The 24,136-nt window shown below is 35.2% G+C and carries 22 protein-coding genes; 6 read left to right on the top strand and 16 right to left on the bottom strand.

The window, feature by feature from the left end:
• Position 1 precedes the first annotated feature (1 nt).
• The gene (pta, locus tag QWY87_RS12095; RefSeq protein ID WP_290291515.1) at positions 2-2,089 is read right to left on the bottom strand and encodes a phosphate acetyltransferase; all 2,088 of its coding nucleotides are present in this window, start codon (positions 2,087-2,089) and stop codon (positions 2-4) included.
• Positions 2,090-2,225: 136 nt separating this feature from the next.
• Between pta and hutI the strand changes: the two genes are divergently transcribed.
• The 3 genes from hutI to lipA all read left to right on the top strand — a co-directional run bounded on the left by hutI (position 2,226) and on the right by lipA (position 5,017).
• Positions 2,226-3,461: an imidazolonepropionase gene (gene hutI / locus QWY87_RS12090; RefSeq protein ID WP_290291514.1), complete on the top strand. Its 1,236-nt coding sequence runs from the start codon at positions 2,226-2,228 to the stop codon at positions 3,459-3,461.
• 100 nt (positions 3,462-3,561) lie between these two features.
• Positions 3,562-4,062: a DinB family protein gene (locus tag QWY87_RS12085; RefSeq protein ID WP_290291513.1), complete on the top strand. Its 501-nt coding sequence runs from the start codon at positions 3,562-3,564 to the stop codon at positions 4,060-4,062.
• 85 nt (positions 4,063-4,147) lie between these two features.
• Positions 4,148-5,017 (top strand): lipoyl synthase, encoded by an 870-nt coding sequence (gene lipA / locus QWY87_RS12080; RefSeq protein ID WP_290291512.1) that lies wholly within the window; start codon positions 4,148-4,150, stop codon positions 5,015-5,017.
• Positions 5,018-5,678: 661 nt separating this feature from the next.
• On the opposite strand, the gene QWY87_RS12075 is transcribed toward lipA, so the two are convergent.
• The 13 genes from QWY87_RS12075 to QWY87_RS12015 all read right to left on the bottom strand — a co-directional run bounded on the left by QWY87_RS12075 (position 5,679) and on the right by QWY87_RS12015 (position 18,526).
• Entirely contained in the window at positions 5,679-6,491 is an 813-nt protein-coding gene (locus tag QWY87_RS12075; RefSeq protein ID WP_290291511.1) for a purine-nucleoside phosphorylase, read from the bottom strand.
• Entirely contained in the window at positions 6,484-7,506 is a 1,023-nt protein-coding gene (lpxK, locus tag QWY87_RS12070; RefSeq protein WP_290291508.1) for a tetraacyldisaccharide 4'-kinase, read from the bottom strand. Before lpxK ends, QWY87_RS12075 begins: the two co-directional genes overlap by 8 nt.
• Positions 7,507-7,539: 33 nt before the next feature.
• Complete coding sequence (gene ribB / locus QWY87_RS12065) at positions 7,540-8,685, bottom strand: 3,4-dihydroxy-2-butanone-4-phosphate synthase (protein ID WP_290291506.1); 1,146 nt, start codon at positions 8,683-8,685, stop codon at positions 7,540-7,542.
• 10 nt (positions 8,686-8,695) lie between these two features.
• Complete coding sequence (locus QWY87_RS12060; protein WP_290291504.1) at positions 8,696-10,132, bottom strand: LptF/LptG family permease; 1,437 nt, start codon at positions 10,130-10,132, stop codon at positions 8,696-8,698.
• Positions 10,133-10,160: 28 nt separating this feature from the next.
• Positions 10,161-10,820 (bottom strand): outer membrane lipoprotein periplasmic chaperone LolA1, encoded by a 660-nt coding sequence (lolA1, locus tag QWY87_RS12055; RefSeq protein ID WP_290291502.1) that lies wholly within the window; start codon positions 10,818-10,820, stop codon positions 10,161-10,163.
• Positions 10,807-13,233 (bottom strand): FtsK/SpoIIIE family DNA translocase, encoded by a 2,427-nt coding sequence (locus QWY87_RS12050; protein ID WP_290291500.1) that lies wholly within the window; start codon positions 13,231-13,233, stop codon positions 10,807-10,809. The genes lolA1 and QWY87_RS12050 overlap by 14 nt, the downstream gene beginning before the upstream one ends.
• Before the next feature lie 67 nt (positions 13,234-13,300).
• The gene (locus QWY87_RS12045) at positions 13,301-13,672 is read right to left on the bottom strand and encodes a diacylglycerol kinase family protein (RefSeq protein ID WP_290291499.1); all 372 of its coding nucleotides are present in this window, start codon (positions 13,670-13,672) and stop codon (positions 13,301-13,303) included.
• Between the two features lie 34 nt (positions 13,673-13,706).
• Positions 13,707-14,207, bottom strand: a complete 501-nt coding sequence (gene tpx, locus QWY87_RS12040; protein ID WP_290291498.1) for a thiol peroxidase — start codon at positions 14,205-14,207, stop codon at positions 13,707-13,709.
• Between the two features lie 96 nt (positions 14,208-14,303).
• On the bottom strand, positions 14,304-14,561 hold the full coding sequence (locus QWY87_RS12035; protein ID WP_290291496.1) for a DUF6952 family protein: 258 nt from the start codon (positions 14,559-14,561) through the stop codon (positions 14,304-14,306).
• Between the two features lie 24 nt (positions 14,562-14,585).
• Positions 14,586-14,894, bottom strand: coding sequence for a thioredoxin family protein (locus tag QWY87_RS12030; RefSeq protein WP_290291494.1), 309 nt, complete (start codon positions 14,892-14,894; stop codon positions 14,586-14,588).
• Positions 14,895-14,931: 37 nt separating this feature from the next.
• Positions 14,932-15,570, bottom strand: a complete 639-nt coding sequence (locus tag QWY87_RS12025; protein WP_290291492.1) for a peroxiredoxin — start codon at positions 15,568-15,570, stop codon at positions 14,932-14,934.
• A gap of 259 nt (positions 15,571-15,829) precedes the next feature.
• Positions 15,830-17,218, bottom strand: a complete 1,389-nt coding sequence (lpdA, locus tag QWY87_RS12020) for a dihydrolipoyl dehydrogenase (RefSeq protein ID WP_290291491.1) — start codon at positions 17,216-17,218, stop codon at positions 15,830-15,832.
• A 72-nt stretch (positions 17,219-17,290) separates the two neighbouring features.
• The gene (locus QWY87_RS12015; protein ID WP_290291827.1) at positions 17,291-18,526 is read right to left on the bottom strand and encodes an ABC transporter permease; all 1,236 of its coding nucleotides are present in this window, start codon (positions 18,524-18,526) and stop codon (positions 17,291-17,293) included.
• Between the two features lie 110 nt (positions 18,527-18,636).
• Here QWY87_RS12015 and QWY87_RS12010 point away from each other — a divergent pair, with 110 nt between their 5' ends.
• Complete coding sequence (locus QWY87_RS12010) at positions 18,637-19,803, top strand: exo-beta-N-acetylmuramidase NamZ family protein (RefSeq protein ID WP_290291490.1); 1,167 nt, start codon at positions 18,637-18,639, stop codon at positions 19,801-19,803.
• 35 nt (positions 19,804-19,838) lie between these two features.
• Here the strand turns inward: QWY87_RS12010 and QWY87_RS12005 are convergent, their stop codons facing one another.
• Positions 19,839-20,333 (bottom strand): YkgJ family cysteine cluster protein, encoded by a 495-nt coding sequence (locus QWY87_RS12005; RefSeq protein WP_290291488.1) that lies wholly within the window; start codon positions 20,331-20,333, stop codon positions 19,839-19,841.
• 99 nt (positions 20,334-20,432) lie between these two features.
• On the opposite strand from QWY87_RS12005, the gene argS reads away from it, so the two are divergent.
• Together argS and QWY87_RS11995 are read left to right on the top strand one after the other, a co-directional pair.
• Positions 20,433-22,190: an arginine--tRNA ligase gene (gene argS / locus QWY87_RS12000; protein ID WP_290291484.1), complete on the top strand. Its 1,758-nt coding sequence runs from the start codon at positions 20,433-20,435 to the stop codon at positions 22,188-22,190.
• A gap of 123 nt (positions 22,191-22,313) precedes the next feature.
• On the top strand, positions 22,314-22,844 hold the full coding sequence (locus QWY87_RS11995; RefSeq protein WP_290291481.1) for a DUF4468 domain-containing protein: 531 nt from the start codon (positions 22,314-22,316) through the stop codon (positions 22,842-22,844).
• A gap of 3 nt (positions 22,845-22,847) precedes the next feature.
• Here the strand turns inward: QWY87_RS11995 and QWY87_RS11990 are convergent, their stop codons facing one another.
• Positions 22,848-24,125, bottom strand: coding sequence for a UDP-N-acetylmuramoyl-tripeptide--D-alanyl-D-alanine ligase (locus tag QWY87_RS11990; protein WP_290291480.1), 1,278 nt, complete (start codon positions 24,123-24,125; stop codon positions 22,848-22,850).
• Between the last annotated feature and the right edge of the window lie 11 nt (positions 24,126-24,136).

Below are 24,136 nucleotides of genomic sequence, written 5' to 3'. Positions count from 1 at the left end.
ACTACTGTGCTTGTATCGCAGTAATAATAACCGTATTAAAAATATCGTCTACAGTACAGCCGCGACTTAAATCATTTACAGGTTTGTTTAATCCTTGAAGCATCGGCCCTATGGCAATCGCTCCAGTTTCTCTTTGAACCGCCTTATAAGTATTGTTTCCTGTATTCAAATCCGGGAAAATCAAAACACTTGCTTCGCCTGCCACTTTTGAATCCGGTAATTTTTTCTTTCCAATATTAATATCAACCGCTGCATCATATTGAATGGGCCCTTCAATTTTTATATCTGGCCTCAACTCCTTCACAATCTCAGTTGCCTTTCGAACTTTATCAACATCAGCTCCCTGACCAGATGATCCGGAAGAATACGAAAGCATCGCTACTTTAGGCTCAATACCAAATGCAGCACTTGAATCGGCTGAAGAAATTGCTATTTCAGCCAATTGTTCTGCTGTTGGATTTGGATTTATCGCGCAATCACCAAACACAGATACCCTGTCTTCTAGACACATAAAGAAGATGGATGAAACTACTGAAACATTGGGTTTGGTCTTGATAAACTGAAGCGCAGGCCTGATTGTATGTTGCGTTGTATTAACAGCTCCCGAAACCATCCCATCTGCATCTCCTTTATATACCATCATGGTGCCAAAAAAAGATACATCTTGCATAAGATCCTGTGCCATGCTCATGTTTATGTTCTTGTGCTTTCTCAATTCATAAAATGTTTTTACATAGTCATCAAATTGAGGTGAAGAAACAGGGTCTATAATTTTTACACGATCAAAATTCATACTAATCCCTAGCTCCTTTATTTTCTCTTCAATGCTGTTTTTGTCTCCAAGAAGTGTAACTTCTACAATATCCAGAACAGTCAGTCGCGCAGCTGCCAATAAAATTCTTTCATCCGTTCCTTCTGGAAGCACAATGTGTTTTTTAACTTTTTGTGCCTTTTTCAAAAGATCATACTGGAACATCCGAGGCGTTAATCCCTTAGGTTTAAAAGTTAAATATTTTCTAGTTAAATCACTTATATTGACGTACTTATCAAAAGTGTTTAATGAAGTATATATCCTTTGGTCATTGGTTGGATAAATATGTGACCGGATAGCACCAATTTTGTTTGCCACTTCAAAAGTTCCTTTCTCGATGGCCAGAATAGGCACTATTTCTCTCAAGCCCTTGATCAACTGCATGATAGGTTCTTCAGGCAATAATCCTCCGGTAAGTAATATTCCGGAAATCTTAGGATAATTATCAGATATACTGGCTTGCAAGGAACTTAATATGACATCAGCTCTATCACCAGGTGTAATCACGAGGCAATTCGCTTTCAAATGTTGCAGAAAGTTTCGCAATTGCATTGCCCCTACCGCAGAATTCTCAACCTGATTATCAAGCTGGTCCTCTCCAATCAAAATAGTTGCTTTTAATTCATCAACAATTTCCTTAATGGTTGGATTATTCAAGCTCCTGATCATTGGAATCACTGCAATAAAAATCTCTTCTTTAACAGTATCCTTAATTATTTGAGCAATGTTGTCTACTTGGTTTTCATCAACTTTATTCGCCACAATACCCAATACTTTTACTTCCTTATCCATAAAAGAGTCATAGGCCAGATGCAGGTTAGTGACTAATTCATCTGTTGTTTTGTCCTTTCCGGTGCCAACCAGAATAACAGGAATACCAAGGTTTTTGGCAATGACTGCATTGACATCCAATTCTACAAAAACTGCTTCGCCAGAAAAATCAGTTCCCTCAACCAGAATAAAGTCAAATCTATCTTCTAAGGCTTTATACTTTTTTATGATGGCATCTAATATTTCTCCGTCTTCATCAGCAGTCTTCTTTTGAATCACTTCTGCTCCCGTCAGCGCATAACATTCTTCATATTCCATTTCAAGATTGAAATGGGATAATATGGTTTCAATATGATTGTCTTTTTTTGATGGATCCGGCACTTCAATAATGGGTCTGAAATACCCTACTTTCCTAGTTCTTCCTAATAGGATACGCATCATTCCAAGTGTCAGGATTGATTTTCCACTTTCTGCCTCACCAGTAGCGATATAAATGGCTCTACTCATTTTTAAAAATTTTCACAAAGATACTTATATGGATAATTTTATCCTGCTTTTATGCAAAACAATTATAACTTTATTCGTTTCATTCACAACATTTATTGACTAAATTAGCCTTAACTAAAATCTTCGAATCACATTCATGAAAACTTTAATCTTCAACATCAAAGAACTTATACAAATAAGGGATGAAAGTATCAAGAAAGTATCAGGAATTGAAATGAAAGAGCTGCCATCAATTAAAAATGCTTATTTGAGAGTTGATGGCGAAAAAATAGAAGATTTCGGATTGATGGATGACCTTGAAGACTTCAATGCAGACCAGGTCATAGATGCCAGAGGACAGATCATTCTGCCTGCCTGGTGCGATTCACATACACACATTGTTTTTGCCGGTCATCGCGAAGGAGAATTTGTTGACAGAATAAATGGACTGAGCTATGAGGAGATAGCTAAAAGAGGTGGCGGCATACTCAATTCAGCAAAAAAATTACAAGATAGCTCTGAACAAGAACTGTTTGAGCAATCTTCTCAACGACTTATGGAGGTTATGAAATTAGGAACCGGAGCTATTGAAATCAAATCAGGTTATGGTTTAACACCAGAAGCAGAGCTTAAAATGTTACAAGTGATCAAAACACTGGCTGGTTCATTCCCTGTTTCGATTAAGGCAACGTTTTTAGGAGCACATGCCTTCCCTTCAGTTTTTAAAGATAATCCTGATGCTTATATCAACCTGATTTGTGAGACCATGATACCTATGGTTACAGCCGATAAACTAGCAGATTTTATAGACGTTTTTTGCGAACTTGGTTATTTTAACGTCGAACAAACTGAAAGAATTTTAAAAGCCGGGGCAAAGCATGGTTTAAAGCCAAAGATCCATGTCAATCAATTTAATAGCATTGGAGGTGTACAAAGCGGTGTAAAATATAAAGCACTTAGCGTGGATCATTTAGAGGTTATGCAGCAGAAAGACATAGACAGTTTAAAGGGAACCGATGTGATGCCGGTTGCTTTGCCTTCTTGCTCTTATTTTTTGAGTATCCCTTATACACCTGCCAGATCAATGATTGACCAAGGACTGCCTTTGGCATTGGCAACTGATTTTAACCCGGGATCAACACCAAGTGGAAATATGAATTTTGTAGTAGCCACAGCCTGTATTAAAATGAAAATGACCCCTGAAGAAGCCATAAACGCTGCTACGATTAATGGCGCCTATGCCATGGGAATTAGTGAAACTCACGGAAGTATCACGCGAGGAAAATTTGCGAACCTTATCATAACAAAAGATATTCCTTCTTATCATTTTATACCTTATGCTTTTGGTAGCAACCTGATAGACAAGGTCATGATCAAAGGAGCCTTTATTTAGTACAACTGCTTCTTTGATCGTTTTTTGTTAATCCTGGCTTAGAGAAGATCTTTAGAAAAGCTGAAGCTACCGATTGAATTACATTTAAAGCCATGTAAACATGAGAATACTTATTGATGACCTTATAATTCAACTTATACAAATCCAAAGAGGAAAAAACTGGATAGGTGTTAACTTTCAGCAACAATTAAAATCACTTACTGAGAAAGCGTTTTATCATCAGGAAAATAGTATGCATAGCATTGCCGAAATCATTTCACATCTCATTACATGGAGAAAAGAAACCATCATAAAAATAAAAACCGGGAAAGGAAGCATCACAGATGATCACCCTTCAAACTGGCAATCTAATGAAGCACTAAAATCAATTGGGAAATATCAATTGCTTAGAAATTATGAAGCAAGTTTAACCGAACTTGTTGCGCTGCTCAAAAGTAAGAACGATTCATTTCTAGATGAAACCTATTTTGATACAGATTTTAAAGGTTACTATTCCTATTCATTTGTGATGAAGGGCATGATTCATCATGATTTGTATCACCTCGGGCAAATAGGGCTCATTATAAAACTAATGAATATGAATAACGATTATCAACCTTAGAATCTAAGATCATTATTATCCTTACAAATCGACTTCTTTGCTTAAGATTATTCTTCGTAAATTTGCAAACTTAAAGCGATAAAAAATGTCGGATAATTCGGTTATCACTCCAAGAATAAAGAAACCAGATTGGCTAAGGGTTAAGCTTCCTGTTGGTAAAAAATATACTGACCTTCGCGGTTTAGTTGATAAATATAAATTAAACACTATCTGTACAAGCGGTAGTTGCCCGAATATGGGTGAGTGCTGGGGAGAAGGAACAGCAACCTTCATGATACTTGGCAACATTTGTACGCGTTCCTGTGGATTCTGTGGGGTTAAAACAGGGAAACCTGAAACGGTTGAATGGGATGAGCCCGAAAAAGTAGCTCGTTCTATTTACTTAATGAAAATCAAGCATGCTGTAATAACTTCTGTTGACAGAGATGATTTGAAAGACGGTGGTTCTATAATTTGGGCAGAAACCGTAGAAGCCATCAGAAGAACAAATCCTAATACTACTTTAGAAACCTTAATACCCGACTTTCGAGGAGATAAAACAAATATTGACCGCATCATAGAAGTAGCTCCTGAAGTAATTTCTCATAACCTGGAAACGGTAAGGCGTTTAACACGAGAAGTTAGAATTCAGGCGCAATATGATCGTAGTCTTGAGGTATTGGCTTACCTAAAGGATTCCGGGCAACAGAGAACCAAATCTGGTATTATGTTAGGTCTGGGTGAAAAAGAAGATGAAGTTATCGAAACACTTCATGATTTGCATAAGGCAAAGGTTGATATCGTTACAATAGGTCAATACCTTCAGCCTAGCAAACAACATTTACCAGTGCATGAATTTGTGACTCCAGCCCAGTTTGACAAATACAAAGAAATAGGTCTTGAACTAGGATTTAAATATGTAGAAAGTGGTGCGCTAGTTCGATCATCTTATAGGGCTGAAAAACATTTAATTTAAAAAATTATTCAAATTAACATATGATTAACAACAATAGGAGTTTTTTGGTATAGATTTTGATGTTAATTTATCGAAGCAGAATTCCCCATTAATTTTGACTTCATATGATTAATTTTGAGTTAGTAAGTTAAAAGCACCTCTTCACAGAGGTGCTTTTATGTTTATAAAAATTACGGTTGACCTTAAAATGAGTAAAATTTGAGAATACACCATAAAAAAATGCCGCTTCAACACAAATAATCAAAAAAAAACCACTTATTAATAAAATATTAACATTAATAACTGATTTTGGCATAGGATTTGCAATTAATAAGACAAAGCAAAATTCCCCACTAATTTTGTTTTCATTATGATTAATTTTGAGTTAGTAAGCTAAAAGCACCTCTTCTTAGAGGTGCTTTTTAGGTTTTAGGAATTATTAATTTATTCGAAAAATTGTATCATCATCAGCTTTATCACTCAAAACCACCATAATTCACAATAAAAAACTAATTATTTAACTGAATTATCAAATAAATTAGAAATCTACTTGTGAATACCTTAAATATTTCTTATTTTCGTATCGTACAAAATTCCTCACAAAAATTTTGTACTTCATTAAAAATTAATTTTGAGTTAGTAAGCTAAAGCACTTCATCATCCAGAAGTGCTTTTTTTTGACCTATAGCTTGGCAATAAAAGCTTCGACTAGTCTGCTGATCGTCATTTCTGAAGATTTAGCAGCAACCTGTACTGCTTCATGAGAAACTTCTTCTATTTTTCCTTCAATTCCGAGATCTGTAATCACTGATAATCCAAAACAGTCCATTCCCATGTGTTTGGCAACAATAACTTCTGGTACTGTACTCATACCTACTGCGTCTGCACCCATTAATTTTACCATTCGATATTCTGCAGGTGTCTCAAAGGTGGGTCCTTGTAAAGCAAGATATATTCCTTCTTTAACCTCTATTTTAAGATCAAAGGCAGTCGCTTTCATTAAGCTTATCATCTTTCGATTATAAGGTTCGTGCATATCGACAAATCGCGGACCAAATCTTTCATCATTTTCTCCTCTTAATGGATGTTCAGGCATCATATTAATATGATCATTTATAATCATAATGTCTCCAACTTTAAAATCTGGATTAACTCCTCCACAAGCATTAGACACCATCAGTTTTGTAATTCCCAACATATGCATAACCCGAATTGGAAAAGTCACCTCTGACATTTCCCAGCCTTCATAGTAATGGAATCTTCCTTGCATGGCGACTACTTTCTTTCCTGATAGCTCACCATAGATCAAAGTTCCTGAATGTCCTGTTACTGTGCTCACCGGAAAGTTAGGAATATCATGATATGGAATACTTTTTTCAATTTCAATCATTTTTACAATGCCTCCGAGCCCTGTGCCAAGAACAATTCCAAATTCCGGCTTATCTATACCTATGTCTTTAAGAAACCTTGCTGTTTCTTTAATTTTTTCATACATAATTTTGAATTAAATCATTAAATATTTTACTGTCTTCTATTATTTCCGTTTTAATGGGTAAATAAAAGACGGGAAGTTCTATGTCGATAAAATTTCTGACATAGTCCTTTTCAGTCGTTATTATTATTTTCTCTTCTTCAGTTAAACCACTCAATTTTCTTCTAATATCCAGTAATTCGGCTTCCCCGATAAATTGATGGTCGCCATATTTTAAATGCTCAAAGCTTATGAGTTTCCTTTTCAAAAAATCCTCCATTGGACTCGGATCAGCAATACCTGTAATCAATAATACTTTTCTATTCTTTAATTCCTCTAAAGATTTCCTTCCTTTATTATTGATAATAGCCGCATCATATGCAATCCTGCTAAAGAACAGTTTTTGATTTGAATTAGGATTTATTTTCTTCTCTATCTCGTCGCGCATGGCAGCATTAAGATGATCAGGACATTTACTGACAATAATGATTTGAGCCCTTTTAGAACCGCTACGTGGCTCCCTCAGATTACCAGCTGGCAACATGAAATCATTTATGTACAACTTATCAAAAGAAGTCAGTAATATATAGCAACCCGCTTTTACATAGCGGTGTTGATAAGCGTCATCTAATAAAACAAGATCTAACTCGGGTTTTGCGTTTAGGAGCTTTTCCATTCCCCTGACGCGTTTTTCATCAACAGCAATTTCGAGGTCTTGAAATTTTCTGTGAAATTGATATGGTTCATCTCCGACATCCTTAGCAGTACTAGTTTGATTAGCAAGCAGGAAGCCTTTGGTTTTTCTACCATAGCCACGGCTTAAGACAGCCATTTTATATTTCTCTTGAAACAGCCCCACCAAATACTCTATCATCGGAGATTTCCCTGTACCTCCAACACTTAAATTTCCTACTACAATAGTAGGAACGTCAAAGGTCCTAGATCTTAAAAACCCTATATCAAAAGCCAGATTCCTGATACTGGTAATAAGTCCATAAATAAGTGCAAAAGGAAATAATATTTTACGAAGTGAATTCACTTAGACGAAAATACAAAAATCCAAACGGAAAATCTAAAATGAAATATTATCTACCACTTCCAAACCATAACCTATCATTCCAACTCGTTTTCCTGAATATTTACTGTTCGTAATGAGTTTAATTTTGTTGATCTTAAGATCGTGAAGAATCTGTGCTCCTATTCCAAAATCCTTTTCATCCATCCGCAATAATGGTTCTGACAACTCCTTACCTTGCTGCGAATTCTTTAAAAATTTCAATCTGTTTAACAGATCATAAGACTGGTATTCTTGATTTATAAATACAACTGCACCTTTCCCTTCTTCATTTATGATATTAAACATTTTAGCCAACTTATCATCGGGATTATTGGTAAGTGTACCTACTATATCATTATTGATCAAAGTCGAGTTCACCCTAACAAGTACTTCTTCACCCATTTCCCATTCTCCTTTTGTCAAGGCGATATGCACCTGACCATTTGTTGTTTGCTTGTAAGCTCTCAAACAATATTTTCCAAATCTGGTCTCCAGGCTAAAATCTTCTATTTTATCAATCAAAGAATCGTGACTCATTCGATAAGCCACTAAATCTTCTATAGATATTATTTTTAAATCATATTTAGTTGCGACCTTCATCAGTTGAGGTAAACGCGCCATGGTTCCATCTTCATTCAATATCTCAACCAATAATCCGGCAGGTTTTAAGCCGGCAAGTCTCGCAAGATCGATTGCTGCTTCTGTATGCCCGGTTCTTCTCAAAACTCCTCCGTCTTTTGCCCTTAGAGGAAAAATATGCCCAGGCCTTCCTAAATCTTCAGGGCTGGTTTCATCCATGGTCAATGCTTTTACCGTTTTTGCCCTGTCGTGAGTTGAAATCCCAGTGGTACAGCCATGACCAATCAAGTCAACAGAAACCGTAAATTGTGTATTATGTAAAACTGTATTCTTCCCCACCATGAGATCAAGATCCAATTCTTCACATCTTGTCTCTGTTAGTGGCGCACAAATCAGACCTCTACCATTGGTTGCCATAAAATTAATCATCTCAGGAGTAACCATTTCAGCAGCAGCAACAAAATCACCCTCATTTTCTCTGCTTTCATCATCAACAACAATGACCATTTTACCATTCTTAATATCCTCAATAGCTTCTTCTATAGAATTAAGCACAATAGTAGATTTCGTTTTATTCTCCATGTATACCGAATTAATTTTTGTTTATTTTAAATACTTTGTTGAAAAAATTATAAAATGGCTGCATAAATGCATCAAAGTTAAAAATTCCCTTATCGTTAGTTGCTCTTATCATCAAGAGTACCCCAAACGGAAGCAGCACAAAAGTGGCTAACCAACCTCCAATAAAAGGTGAAACTTTATTTGACTCTGCCATATTCTTCCCAAATATCGAAAGAAAGAAATAAATCACGAAAATCGTAATAGCGATAATCATGGGTAAACCAAAACCACCCTTTCTTATAATTGAACCTAAAGGAGTCCCAACAAAGAACAATACCAAACAAGCTAAAGAAAAGGCAATTCTCTTATGAAATTCAACATTATAACCGTTAAGGATCTTTCGTTTATCTTTTAAAGTTTCTTTAAAGCTTCTTAGGTTCTCAAGGTTTCCATTAATAGCAATAAATGCATTTTCACTGACCAATTGCTTATTTTTATCTGTGAAGTTATCCAAAATTTCAGGCTGTAACGGCTCTCCGCCTAACGTGTCTACCATTAACCTGTTAGCTTTCAATGTCTTATATACTCTTCCTGACCTGTTTATGACAAAGTCATGGTACGGAGCCTGCAAGGAGTCAATGAAAAAATCAAGCTGCTTAAGACTTAACATTTCCTTCCCTGTTTTATACTTTACATCATCAGGGTCAAAATCACCAATGCTTGAGACGTCAATATTTACTTCATAATGATCAAAATGAGCCTTCGTAAAAGGAGCCCTTTTTCTTGTCTCAGTCGTATTCTTTTTGCCGATCATGTCTTCTGCATAATAACCATCCTCCAAAATAAGTGTCAAATAACGACTCCCCTCTTCGGATACAATTTCTCCTCTTTTTGCCGTTATAACCTTGTTATTTACCGTATTGGAACGTAAATCATAAATTAGAACATTCTTTAAAAAGTTCTCATTTTCACCGTATTTTTCTTCAAATTTTATACTGTAATTAGGAATCTCTCTATTAAAGGTCCCAGCAACTAAAGCCAATCCCGGCTCCTTCATTTTCATATTATATATGAGGTTCTTGGATCTTAAGGATGCATAAGGAAATACATAATTTAAAAACAGAAAATTTGCAAAACTCAGTACGATCATCAAGACAACCAGAGGTCTAATAAATCTTTGAAGGGATATCCCCGCCGATTTAACTGCGGCAAACTCATAATTCTCAGCCATATTACCTAATGCCATAATCGCAGACAAAAGTATCGCAATAGGCAGTGCAGTAGGCACCATCATAAGCGCCATATAGGCCAGGAACTTAAGAATGATAAGCAGACTGATTCCTTTTCCGGCTATTTTATCAAATTGTAACCATAAAGCCTGCATAATCAACACAAACAATATGATAAAAAAAGTAGCTAAAAAAGGCGACAGAAAACTCTTAAGAATATATCTATTTAAGATCTTCATTTAGCACAGTTCATCTCAGTAGACCAACTTATTTGTTGATCATATAATTCAAATCTTCATATTTTTTTTCATCAAAGGCAAAAACAGATGCGTCGATCTGTTGGTTGGTTTTGATGTTTTTCGCAGTTAAAATAGTCCTTGTTTGGTTCGTTCCAATTTCTATTATCTGATAAATGTGATTGGTTTTTGTATCTATGCCAACCATAATATTACTAATCTCTGAATTAGTATCAATAGGAGTTAACTTTACAAATTGAACTTTTTTTCCGTTGACCTGCTTAAGTTCAGACATATTATATGTATACCCAGATTGGTAAAATGTGTAAAATTTTGAAGGAGTAAATGTGTTTTCTTCATCAATATCAGCATCATTAACATTCACCTCCTCATTCTCAGGTATGATCGTATACGTTTTCGAACCATCAAATATCTGTGTTGAACCAAATAGGTTCACTAAATACTTCTCCCCTTCTAAAAGAAGGTCTCCAGACATTTCCTGTTTTACATCTTCAGCTTTATTATCAAGCACATAGTCAAAGTCCATTGATATATTCTTATAGCCACTCATCGTAGCAGAGGCCTCATCTAAAGTAGATTTAGCTGCTTCGTCATTTTGAGCAATCGCCACATTAATAAAAAATATAGCCATTATGAAGCTAAGCCCAATCTTTAATTTATAATTGTTCATTATCTAATAATTGTTGTAGCGCTACCATATCTGTAACAAGAACTTGCCTTGCTTTACTTCCCTCAAAAGGCCCAACGATATTGGCTGCCTCTAATTGATCTATGATTCTTCCCGCTCTGTTATATCCTAATTTTAATTTTCTCTGAAGTAACGATGCTGATCCTTGCTGGGCGATAACTACTAATTTAGCTGCTTCACCAAATAATTTATCCCTACTCTCGATATCTATGTCAAGACTCGTGCCATTTTCCTCACCTACGTATTCTGGCAGGTTATAGGCAGCAGGATAAGCCCTTTGTGACCCAATAAAGTCAGTCAAATTTTCAACTTCCGGCGTATCGATAAAAGCACATTGTAATCGTGTCAGATCATTTCCTGTTGAAATTAACATATCTCCTTTTCCAATGAGCTGGTCAGCTCCCTGAGAATCAAGAATAGTTCTTGAATCAATTTTTGAAGTTACCCTGAAAGCAACCCTTGCTGGGAAGTTAGCTTTAATAATTCCAGTAATAACATTTACAGAAGGACGCTGGGTTGCAACAATCAAATGAATCCCAATCGCTCTTGCAAGCTGCGCAAGTCTGGCGATAGGCACTTCTATCTCTTTTCCTGCAGTCATGATCAGATCAGCAAATTCATCTATCACTAGAACAATATAAGGTAAAAATTTATGACCATTCTCTGGATTCAGTTTCCTGGCTATGAATTTCGTATTATACTCTTTGATATTCCGCACATAAGCGTTTTTAAGTAAATCGTATCGATTATCCATTTCAATACACAAAGAATTCAGTGTATTGATTACCATAGTAGTGTCAGTAATAATTGCTTCTTCCGTATCCGGTAATTTAGCCAGGTAATGGCGTTCAATTTTATTAAACAGCGTAAGCTCTACTTTTTTAGGATCTACTAATACGAACTTCACCTCTGCCGGGTGTTTTTTATAAAGCAAAGAGGCCAATACCGCATTAAGACCAACAGATTTTCCCTGACCCGTTGCACCGGCCATTAATAAATGGGGCATCTTAGCAAGGTCTATAACAAAGGTTTCATTAGAAATAGTCTTCCCTAAAGCAATCGGGAGTTCCATTTTAGTATTCTGAAACTTTTGGGAAGACAGAACTGACTTCATCGAAACAATTGATGGATTCTTATTTGGAACCTCAATACCAATCGTACCCCTGCCAGGTATAGGTGCAATAATTCTTATTCCTAAAGCCGAAAGTGATAAGGCAATATCATCTTCAAGGTTTTTTATTTTTGAAATCCTCACTCCAGCCTCTGGAACTATCTCATATAGTGTGACTGTAGGCCCAATAGTTGCTTTAATACTAGCAATACCGATCTTATAATTATTCAGGGTCTCTACAATCTTGTTCTTATTATTTTCTAATTCTTGCTTGTTAATATGAATGTTTTCATTAGAATAATCTTTGAGTAGGTTTAGCTCCGGAAATCTAAATTTTGACAATTCAAGTCTTGGGTCAAACTCACCAAAGTCTTTTAATGCCGTATTTGATAGGTTCTTCCCAATATGTTCTTCCTGCACAGGTCCTTCTACTTCTATCTCAATTTTTTCTACATCTTCCTCTTTTATGATGTCTTCGACTTTTTCATTTTTTGGCTCTTTTGCAGTTAATGTAATTTCAGGTTCAAGAATTACTGCCTCTTCTAATTCCTTTTCTGGAACTAATGTTTCAAAAGAATCCAATTCCAATTCAATTTCTTCATCCGGGCCATCATCAATAGTTTCAGTAATAAAGCCTTCTTCAATAACATCATCTACCAAAGAGGGATCTTTCTTTAATTTAGGTTTTGGTTTAGGCATCCATGCCTTTATTTTGGCAGGAGTGATCTTAAAAGATGCTATGATGAAAACAAAAAATGAAATTAATAAAAGTAATAAAACGCCAATTCCTCCAATATAAATCTGAAGAAATTCATTCATTTCAAAACCAACTTTTCCACCGAGCAAAGGCAATTCAGGTTTCAAATAAGCAAGCCCTAATGATATCCATATCATCGTTATCAATCCATTCACCCAGGATTTAGAAAGTTGTTTTACCGGGATATGCAGAATGATATATAAACCTGTGAAAAACAATAGTATGGGAATAATAAATGTAGCGACACCAAATCCATCATAAACAAAGAAATCGCTCAAATTAGCGCCCAATTTTCCCAATAGATTATTGGCACTATAAGTCTTGTCAGAAAAATTAGCCAATATACTTTGATCCTCTTTCCAATGTTGCAAAAATGAATAGAATGAAATCAAAAGAAAAATAGCAGAGGAGAATACCAAAACGCCAAAAACCAAATGGGTTTGCTGACTTTTAAAAAAGCTAACAATACTATTCGGTTTTTTTATTATTTTCTTGGGTCTGGAGGTTCTTTTTTTCCCTTTAGCCATAGGTCACAAAAATACATAAATAATTTAGGTTACAAACCTACGTATTCAAATCTAAAATAAACGAAATCTACAGAAATTTAGGTAAGTATATTATCAATCCTATGATTATTGCTGTAATAGCTGCAAAGGTAACAGCCCCAGCCGATATATCCTTTATAAAACCGATTCTTTCATTATAATCTGGATGGATAAAATCACAGATTTTCTCTATCGCTGTATTCAAAGATTCCGCTACCAGAACCAATCCGATAGCGAGAATCTGTAAAATCCATTCTGTTGCTGAAATATCAAGCCACCAACCAAAAATCGCCATAAATATAGCGATAGCAGTCTGTACCATAATACTATGCTCAGTACTAATTAAAAGCCAAAGCCCTTTAAAGGCATATTTTAAACTCTTTACCCTTCCTTTGACAAAGCCATTTTCTTGATTATTCATGAGTGATTTTCAACAGAGCTTATCTTTAAAAAACCTACTTCAATGCCTCAAGTGCAGCGTCATAATTAGGTTCTTGAGCTATTTCAGGTACTTGTTCAGTATATGAAACCAATCCTTCTTCATTTACAACGACTACTGCTCTTGACAACAAACCTTTCATAGGTCCAGTCTTGATCGTAACGCCATATTTACGGCCAAATTTACCTTTTGCAAAATCTGAAAGTGTCAAGGCATTTTCAATCCCTTCCGCTGCACAAAATCTTGAATGCGCAAAAGGTAAATCTTTAGAAACATTCAAAACTACAGTATTCTCTAATCCTGCTGCGGTCTCATTGAACTTCCTTAAAGAGGCTGCGCAAATTCCGGTATCAATACTTGGAAATATATTAATCAATACTTTTTTCCCTTTAAAGTCTTTTAATCCTGCTTTTGAAAGATCTGTTTTTACAAGTTTAAATTTAGGAGCTTTTTTACCAATTTTTGGCAACTTTCCTATCGTTTTAATCTGATTTCCTTGAAGTGTTATTTTAGTCATTATATTTAGTGTTAAAATTCTATACTAAGTTACATAAAATAAAAAACTCCCTAAACAATTAGGGAGTTTTTGTAAAATAAAATTAGGCAAAACCAATCATTGATCAATTGAACCCAAAACTCGTTTCATAAACCCATTGAGTGCCTCTTTTTTAGCCACACCTTTTTTAACCTCGGCATGAACTTCAAGTGCCCCGTACATATTAGAAATCAATTCCCCAATCACATCCAATTCTTCATCTTTTAATGAACTGACCTCTGTCAAATCTTCTAAGACTTCGATAGTCTCAACCAGATAATCTTCATCATTATTTTCAATAAAAGTATTCAAATGTTTAATTACCGGTAATTTCATAATCGTTTATTTAGGGTTAATACATTATACGATTTCGTTAACAAGGTCCTTTAAAACTTCGAACTTATTTGTCTGTGTTTGATTCACTTTGACTCCATCTACAAATGTTGCAAAAGTTGGTAAATTATCAACTTGAGCAAGTTGTCTTGATTTAGGAAACTTTTCAGCATCGATTAAAACAAATTCCATGTTTTCATTTTCAGCAGCTAATTTCTTAAATTTTGGCTTCATAATTCTACAGTTCCCACACCAGGTAGCCATATACTGAACCACTACTTTTGGTTTGTCACTTATAACTTGAGCCAAACTATCGCTCTTTAATTCTGTCAACATAATCTGATTTTTTTTTGACTTACGAATATCTTAATAATTAGTGAGTGCTCAAATATGAAGCAACACCATCTCTATCAGCAACCATGGCATCTTTACCTTCTTCCCAGTTAGCCGGACAAACTTCACCTTTCTCCTGAACATGTGTATAAGCGTCAATCAATCTTAAATACTCTGCTACGTTTCTACCTAATGGCATATCATTTACACTTTCATGAAATATTTTCCCTTCTTCATCAATTAAATAGGTTGCTCTATATGTTACATAAGAACCATCTATCATTACATTCCCAGTTGCCTCATCATAAGATTCTGATACGATGTCTAAAATTCCTAATTGAGATGACAAGTTGCGATTGGTATCCGCTAATAAAGGAAAAGTCACACCTTCAATGCCACCGTTATCCTTTGAAGTATTCAACCATGCAAAATGAACCTCTGCTGTATCAACTGAAGCTCCAATAACAACTGTGTTTCTTTCTTCAAATTCTCCAAGTGCATCCTGAAAAGCTCTGATTTCAGTTGGACATACAAAAGTGAAATCTTTTGGGTACCAAAAAAGAAGAACTTTTTTACCGTTTTTTACTGCTTCGTCATATACATTGATCTTAAATGTGTCTCCCATTTCGTTCATTGCATCTACATCAAAATCTGGAAATTTTTTTCCTACTAAAGCCATAATTTATTGTTTTTATTGATTATTATTTTATTGTTTTATCTGATTGCGAAATTAAGCCATAAAGCAGCTTAGAAACTCTGAGTATCATCTCAAAATTTTATACTGAAATAGATTTTCTTTATAATCCTAAATCATTTTATTTGGGGCTCAAAAACAGGGATAAATTACCCTTGCAAAGATAAAACAATAGGGTGAATTATTCTTAATATATACTTGAGAAAAAGGCAAAAAAAAAGAGGCTTTAAAAGCCTCTTTTTTTTTATAAATGAATTACTTCATCGTATGCATCTGCGACGGCTTCCATTACCGCCTCGCTCATGGTTGGATGAGGATGTATCGTCTTCAAAACTTCATGTCCGGTTGTTTCAAGTTTTCTACCTAAAACTGCCTCAGCGATCATATCGGTAACGCCTGCTCCAATCATATGACAACCAAGCCATTCTCCATACTTAGCATCAAAGATCACTTTAACAAAGCCTTCTTTGTTACCGGCTGCAGAAGCTTTTCCTGAAGCTGAAAACGGAAATTTACCAACTTTAATGTCAAAACCTTTCTCCTTCGCTTGTTTTTCAGTCATTCCAACACTAGCAATTTCAGGGCTAGCATAGGTACAGCCAGGTATATTACCATAATCAATAGGTTCTGGATTTAGTCCAGCAATTTTTTCAACACAAGTTATCCCTTCCGCAGAAGCAACATGCGCCAAAGCAGGACCCGGTACAACATCTCCTATGGCATAATAACCTGGAAGGTTTGTCTGGTAAAAATCATTTACTAAAATCTTGTCTTTATCTGTAACAATACCAACTTCTTCCAAACCTAGGTTCTCTATATTAGATTTGATACCAACAGCAGAAAGAACAATATCAGCCTCTAGCGTAATATCTCCTTTTTTAGTTGAAACGCTTGCAACAACTCCTGCTCCAGAAGTATCAACTTTCGTCACACTAGAGTTAGTCATAACTTTAATTCCTGATTTCTTCAAAGATCTTTCAAATTGTTTTGAAATTTCTTCATCCTCAAGAGGAACAATATTAGGAAGGAATTCAACAATAGTTACTTCAGTACCCATTGCATTATAAAAATAAGCAAACTCAACACCAATAGCTCCTGATCCAACGATAATCATTTTCTTAGGCTGCTTAGGCAACACCATGGCTTGTCTGTAGCCAATAACTTTTTTACCATCCATTGGCAAAAATGGCAATTCTCTCGATCTTGCTCCTGTAGCAATAACCAAATGATCTGCACTATATTCAGTAACACCGCCTTTATCATCAGTAACATCAACTTTTTTACCAGTTTTAATCTTACCAAATCCTTCGATGATGTCAATCTTATTCTTTTTCATTAAGAACTGAACGCCCTTACTCATACCTTCAGCCACACCACGACTTCTTTTGACTACAGCCGAAAAATCCTTATCGATTTCTTTGGCTTTTAATCCATAACTGTCAACATGTTTTAGATACTCATAGACCTGAGCGCTCTTTAAAAGAGCTTTAGTAGGAATACAACCCCAATTAAGGCATACGCCACCTAATTCAGCCTTTTCTACAACTGCAACTTTAAATCCTAATTGAGAAGCTCTAATAGCGGTCACATATCCGCCTGGTCCGCTTCCAATGACAATAATATCGTATTTCATATGTTCAAAATATTTTATTTTTATTAGCAAATCGCACTGATCTATGATCAAATCGATTTTCGGAATGCAAATTTAATCAAATTTTATGGCTTTTACAGGACTAATTTTACTAACAATATACGAAGGCACAATTAGCATCAGTACACAAAGACTTAATGTCCCTAAATTAATCCATATCAGTGCCGGAATACTAATATAGACAGGTGCCTGATTCACGTAATAAGTTTCCGGATCAAGCGTTATAATGCCAGTATATTTTTGAATAAGCAAAAGTCCAATCCCTATCAGATTACCCCAAAACAAGCCTTTACCAATAAGAAAAGCCGCATTATACAAAAAGATCTTACGTATACTCCAATTGTTATTCCCCAATGCTTTTAAAATACCGATCATCTGCGTTCTTTCAAGTATAAGCACTAAAAGAGCTGTAATCATATTGATTCCCGCTATCAGTATCATTATACCAATAATCACGATGATATTTGTATCAAAAAGGCTTAGCCATTCAAAAATGGCTGGAAATTTCTCCTGTATAGTATATGCGTTTAAAGAGGCATCTATTTGCTCATATACTTCAAATCCTGTTTCTCTGAGTTGATCAAAATCATATACAAACAATTCAAATCCACCAACTTCATTATCCTTCCATTTATTGATGCGTTGAATATGTCTTATATCGCCAATGATAAAAGCCTCATCGAATTCTTCAAATCCTGAATCAAAAACACCGCTAACTGTAAATTTTCTTGAATTTGGTGCCTTATTTGGGTCATCCTTAACGAAAAACATATGGAACTCATCACCTTTTTTAAGGCTCAATCTCCCCGCAGTTTTTGCCGATATCAGTACTTCATTGGAAACCTTTCCGGTTAATATTGGCGGCTGACCAGATTTTATATATTCAGCAAAAAAAGACCAATCATAATCTTTATCCACTCCTTTTAAAATAATACCCTCAAATTCATTCGGTGTTCTGATAATACCTGCTTTGGTGGCATAAGCTTGTACTTTCTTAACATTAGGAACAGTGGTAAATTCAGGATAAAAATCCTGATCCTTTAGAATTGGACTTACCGTTACCCTGGAATTATTAGAATCATAATTACTGATCTGAATATCTCCATTAAATCCAGAGATTTTTTCTTTGATCTTTTTCTGCAAACCAACACCTGTAGCTACCGAAAAAAGCATGACAATAATTCCTATGGCAATAGCGAGGATAGAAATTTTTATTATAGGTGACGAAACACTATTTTTGTGTTCCTTAGAAGCAATGATTCGCTTGGCTATAAATAACTCGTAATTCAATTGAAATGAAAAGATTAATTCGGTCCAAAAATACATATTTAATTTTAGTAACTGAATTAATCGTTTTCCTTTTTGTTATAGGTTCCTTTAATGTTCGAAGCTCACATAATATGAATAAGGATAATTTCCTTTATGCCTATACCGCCGCTGATTCAACCAAATTGAAAATTGTCCCAGCTGCCGATCTGATGAATAGTTACCTTCCTTTTCTGATTGACAAAAAAATTGCAGTCGTTGCGAATCAGACAAGCGTGGTTAGTCGGGGGTCTTTAACTGAGAATCAGAATTATTCGCATTTGATTGACACCTTGTTAAGTCATAATATCCATATCGAAAAAGTCTTTGCACCTGAACATGGATTTAGAGGAAAAGTTGATGCAGGAGAAGTAGTGGCCAATGATAAGGACATCAAAACCGGCCTTTCTATTATATCGCTTTATGGAGCAAACAAAAAACCCAGTAAAGATCAATTGACTGGTATAGATGTTGTGCTATTTGACATTCAAGATGTTGGTGTCAGGTTTTACACCTATATATCAACCTTGAGTCTTGTTATGGAAGCCTGTGCGGAACAAGAAATTACCTTAATTGTTCTGGACAGACCAAATCCAAATGGTCATTATGTAGATGGTCCAGTGCTTGAATCTAAGCACAGTTCGTTTGTTGGTATGCATGAAGTACCACTGGTTTATGGTATGACCATTGGAGAATATGCCCAGATGGTAAATGGCGAAGGTTGGTTAAAAGATAGTATTCAATGTGATTTACATGTAATTCGGAGTTTGAATTACAAGCACAGAAGTACATATAGTTTGCCTGTAAGACCCTCACCTAACCTGCCAAATGACCATGCTATAAATTTATATCCTAGTCTTGGTTTTTTCGAAGGAACCATTATTAATGCAGGAAGGGGAACTGAATTTCAATTTCAGCGTTATGGAGCACCCTTTTTTCCTTCATCCGACCTGGTTTATATTCCTGAATCAAATTTTGGTTCTAAAAATCCTAAATTTAAGGGAGAAGTATGTCATGGAAATAATTTAAGTAATGAAGCCTGGATGAACAAGGTCAATCTGGAATGGTTGATTGATGCTTATCAAAAAACGCCTAAAGAAAAGGAGTTTTTCGGCAAAACATTTACGATTCATGCCGGTAATGAAGATCTCAGAAAACAAATTGAATCAGGAATGAGTGCGCAAGAAATCAGTAAAACCTGGAAACCTGAATTAGAAAAATTCAAATTGATCAGGGAAAAATATCTTTTATATCCTGAATAAGTTTTTTTGTTCTATCCAGTGTCAAGTAGCTTGATTTAGAGGGGTAATTTTGATTTCAACGTCTCGACAATATTAAAAACCGCAGGGCAAATTTCAGTATTTTTTAGCGTGAGATCAGTAATTTGAATAAACTTTTTGCGATTGGTGTGAGGATATTCACTGCAGGCCTTAGGTCGCACATCATAAATAAAACAACTGTTATCCTGATCTAAGAAAGTACAAGGAGCCGTTTTTAAAACCAGAAAATCATCCGTATCACGCTGTAAATATTGGCTAATGAATTTTTCATCCTTCATTTTAAGGTATTTTGAAATCCTGCTAATATCCTTTTCGGTAAAAATGGGGCTAGTTGTTTTACAGCAATTAGCGCATGTCAAACAATCAGTTCTCTCAAATTCTTCGTCATGGATCTCATTCATCATGACATCTAATCTTTTACGCTGCTTTTTTTTAAGTTTGGCGAAATACTTCTTATTCTCCAACCATTTTTCTTTCGCCTTTTCAGGTAATTCTTGAATTATTTTCTCCATATCAAATCGTCCTTGAATCAAAAGTACTATATCTTATCCATTATCAACTGAAAATAATTATTTTTGCGGCTCAAAACAAAGTACACTGTGGTTCAAAATATGCTCGATTCTATCGCTAAAGAAGGAATAAAATCAATTTATGATCTTGAAATTGAAAAGATCGAATTTCAAGAAACAAGAAAAGACTTCGAAGGAGACATTACAATTGTTGTCTTTCCACTTCTTAAATTCATCAAAGGAAACCCTGTTCAAATTGCCGAAAATATTGGCAATTACTTGAAGGAGCATTCAAAAATTGTGACAGGTTTTAATGTGGTAAAAGGTTTTTTAAACCTTGTCATAAGTGATGCCCACTACATCTCCTATTTCAATGCTATTTCTGATTTCAATTCTTATGGCTCAGTTCAGGAAAAAAACGGCGCTATTATGGTGGAGTATTCTTCACCTAATACGAATAAGCCGCTTCACTTAGGCCATGTCAGAAACAACTTATTAGGTTATTCTGTAGCTGAGATTCTTGCTGCTTCGGGCAAAAAGGTCTACAAGACACAAATCATAAACGACAGGGGTATTCACATTTGCAAAAGTATGGTTGCCTGGTCGAAATTCGGTCAAAACGAGACGCCTGAAAGCACAGGCTTAAAAGGTGATAAACTCGTTGGGAACTACTATGTGAAATTTGACAAGGAATACAAGAAGGAAATCGAAGCACTGATCGAGAAAGGGAAAACAGAAGAGGAAGCTAAAAAGCAAGCCCCAATCCTTTTGGAGGCACAAGAAATGCTGCGTAACTGGGAAGCCGGTGATAAAGAAACTGTTGCGCTTTGGAAAAAAATGAATGAATGGGTTTACAAAGGATTTGACGAAAGTTATAAGGCCCTTGGTGTAGATTTTGATACAAATTATTACGAAAGTAAAACTTACTTACTGGGAAAAGAATTTGTTGCTGAAGGTTTAGATAAAAATATCTTTTACAGAAAAGAAGATGGCTCGGTATGGATTGACCTAACGGAAGAAGGTTTAGATGAGAAAATTGTCTTAAGAGCAGACGGTACCGCGGTATATATGACACAAGACATAGGAACCGCTATTCAGAGAATCAAAGATTTCCCTGACATTGACGGTTTGGTCTATACAGTAGGAAATGAGCAAGACTATCACTTTAAAGTATTGTTCTTAATCCTTAAAAAAATGGGCTTTGATTGGGCTCAAAACCTGCATCACCTTTCATATGGAATGGTTGACTTGCCAGAAGGTAAAATGAAGTCTCGCGAAGGAACTGTTGTGGATGCTGATGAGCTCATGTTCGAAATGACAAAAACAGCAGGTGAAATCTCTCAAGAACTAGGCAAATTAGAAGGATACAGCGAAGAAGAAAAACAAGGCCTTTATAACATAATAGGTCTGGGAGCTTTAAAATACTATATTTTAAAAGTAGACCCTAAAAAGCGCATACTTTTCGATCCTAAGGAGTCCATTGATTTCAACGGAAACACAGGACCTTTTATACAATATACATATGCCAGAATACAATCAATTCTGAGAAAAGCAGACTTCAATACTAAAGAAAATATCAGTATCGAAAGTCTTCATCCAAAAGAAAAAGAATTGATTAAACTAATTCAGACTTTTCCGGATATTATTCAAAATGCTGCTGAAAACTTAAGCCCGGCACTTATTGCTAATTACACTTATGAATTGGTGAAAAGTTATAATTCTTTTTACCAAAGCGTTCCAATCTTTGGAGCAGATAATAACAACGAGAAAATATTGAGGATTCAATTATCTTATGGTGTATCTAGTGTTATAAAATCTTCTTTCAAATTGTTAGGTATCGAAGTACCCGGAAGAATGTAAGTAGATTTAAAAAACGAAAAACACCAGTCTTTTTTGATTAATTAAATTAAATTGGTAACTTCGTCAGCTAATTATATGTGAAAATACACTATTTTTTAGTGTATTTTTTTGATTTAAATTATTATGAAAAAAAGAAAAATAATTGTACCCCTCATTTTATTTTTATCTTTTTATTTTGGTCAGGCTCAATTAATCATGATTGATAGTGAAACTGGCGAATACAGATACGAAGAAGTTGCGCGGGCAGAAGGAGTTAGTAGTTCAGAGATTCAATCAAGAGCAAAATCATGGTTGAGTAATTACTACACTCAAATTGATTCAATGAAAACTGACTCGTCTAGTGTCAAACAACTCAACACTTTTCGTTTTAGATGGACACTTATCAGAAAAGCTATTGATGTGGAATTATTCTTTGATGTTTCCATTAAAGCTAAAGACAACAGGTATAAATACGATTTTAGTAATTTCAGAGTAGGAAAGATCTCTAAAGGTGATTTACAGTCTATGAGTCTTAAGACTTATATTGAAAGGTTCCCAACAGACTATCAGATTCTAATAGAGGAACCTATAGATACTGAAATGATGAAAGCCATTACAAGTTTGAATTATTACATTTCCAATAATAAGATGGAAACGTATGAAGATGACTGGTAGGGTTTAGATATAGTCTAAAGTCCTTTCTAGGGCCATTCCTCTTGAAGCTTTGATTAAAAATGTTGTATCCGTGTAAGAATTGCCTTCAAACAATTTTACAAATTCTTCAAATGATCTGAATTTATGCATGTTGCTATTCAGTCTGTTTGTTTTATAAAATGTTTCCCCAACAAGATATACGGCTACCAAATCAATAGCACTTAATTGGTCAACTATCTTTTGATGCTCTAATATAGCATCATCGCCTAGTTCGAACATGTCACCCAATATGGCCACTTTTTTATGATCGGACAGGCTTGCAAGATTTGATATAGCGGCATCCATACTGTTCGGATTGGCATTATAAGCATCCATAATAACCTTATTGGATGCACGTTGAATAATCTGTGACCTATTGTTATTAGGCGTGAATCCTTCTATCGCATCTTTAATCTCAGGTGCAGGTATTCCAAAATAGTTCCCAATACAAACAGCTGCAGCAATATTAGCAAAATTATATGCTCCTATGAGTTTGCTGTTTATTTCAATTCCTTCGAAAGATATACTCACAAACGGATCGGCATCCGTAAAAGCCACATTGCAATCAGCTCCTTCCCCGCCAAAAACCGTTCGATTAATCCCAGAAGATTTTTCCATTTGTATAGGATCTTCTTGATTGACAAAGACGATTTTATCAGCATCTTTCAGATGCTTGTACATCTCTGTTTTACCTTTAATTACACCTTCAAAACTTCCAAAACCCTCTAAATGAACCCTACCGAAATTAGTGATATAACCAAAGTCAGGTTGGGCAATCTCACATAAAGCTTCTATTTCAAGCTGATGATTGGCCCCCATTTCAACAACACCAAAATTATATTCAGGAGTCATTGACAACAAGGTGAGTGGCACGCCAATATGATTGTTCAAATTCCCCTTGGTTGAAAGACATTTGAATTTTTTGTTTAAAACTACATTGATCAATTCTTTTGTAGTGGTCTTTCCATTACTTCCTGTTAAGGCAAGAATAGGAATATTTAATTGTGCTCTATGATATCTGGCCAATTGCTGAAGACATAATAATGCATCATCAACCAAGATCAAGCGATCATCTACTTTGTATTGTGCCTCATCGATAATGGCATAATTAGCACCATTTTTCACCGCCTCCAGCGCATATTTATTCCCATTAAAACTTTCTCCTTTTAAGGAGAAATAAAGGGCGTTCTTCACATCTTCCCTGGTATCTTTTACTACCTTATAACTTAATTTATAGAGCCCGTATATATCTTCTATTCTCATAAAGTAAATGT

This window comes from Lutimonas halocynthiae, from assembly GCF_030409835.1.
Lineage (GTDB): Bacteria > Bacteroidota > Bacteroidia > Flavobacteriales > Flavobacteriaceae > Lutimonas > Lutimonas halocynthiae.
Note: the sequence above shows the minus strand (reverse complement) of the source record. Positions and strands in the feature narration are given on the sequence as shown.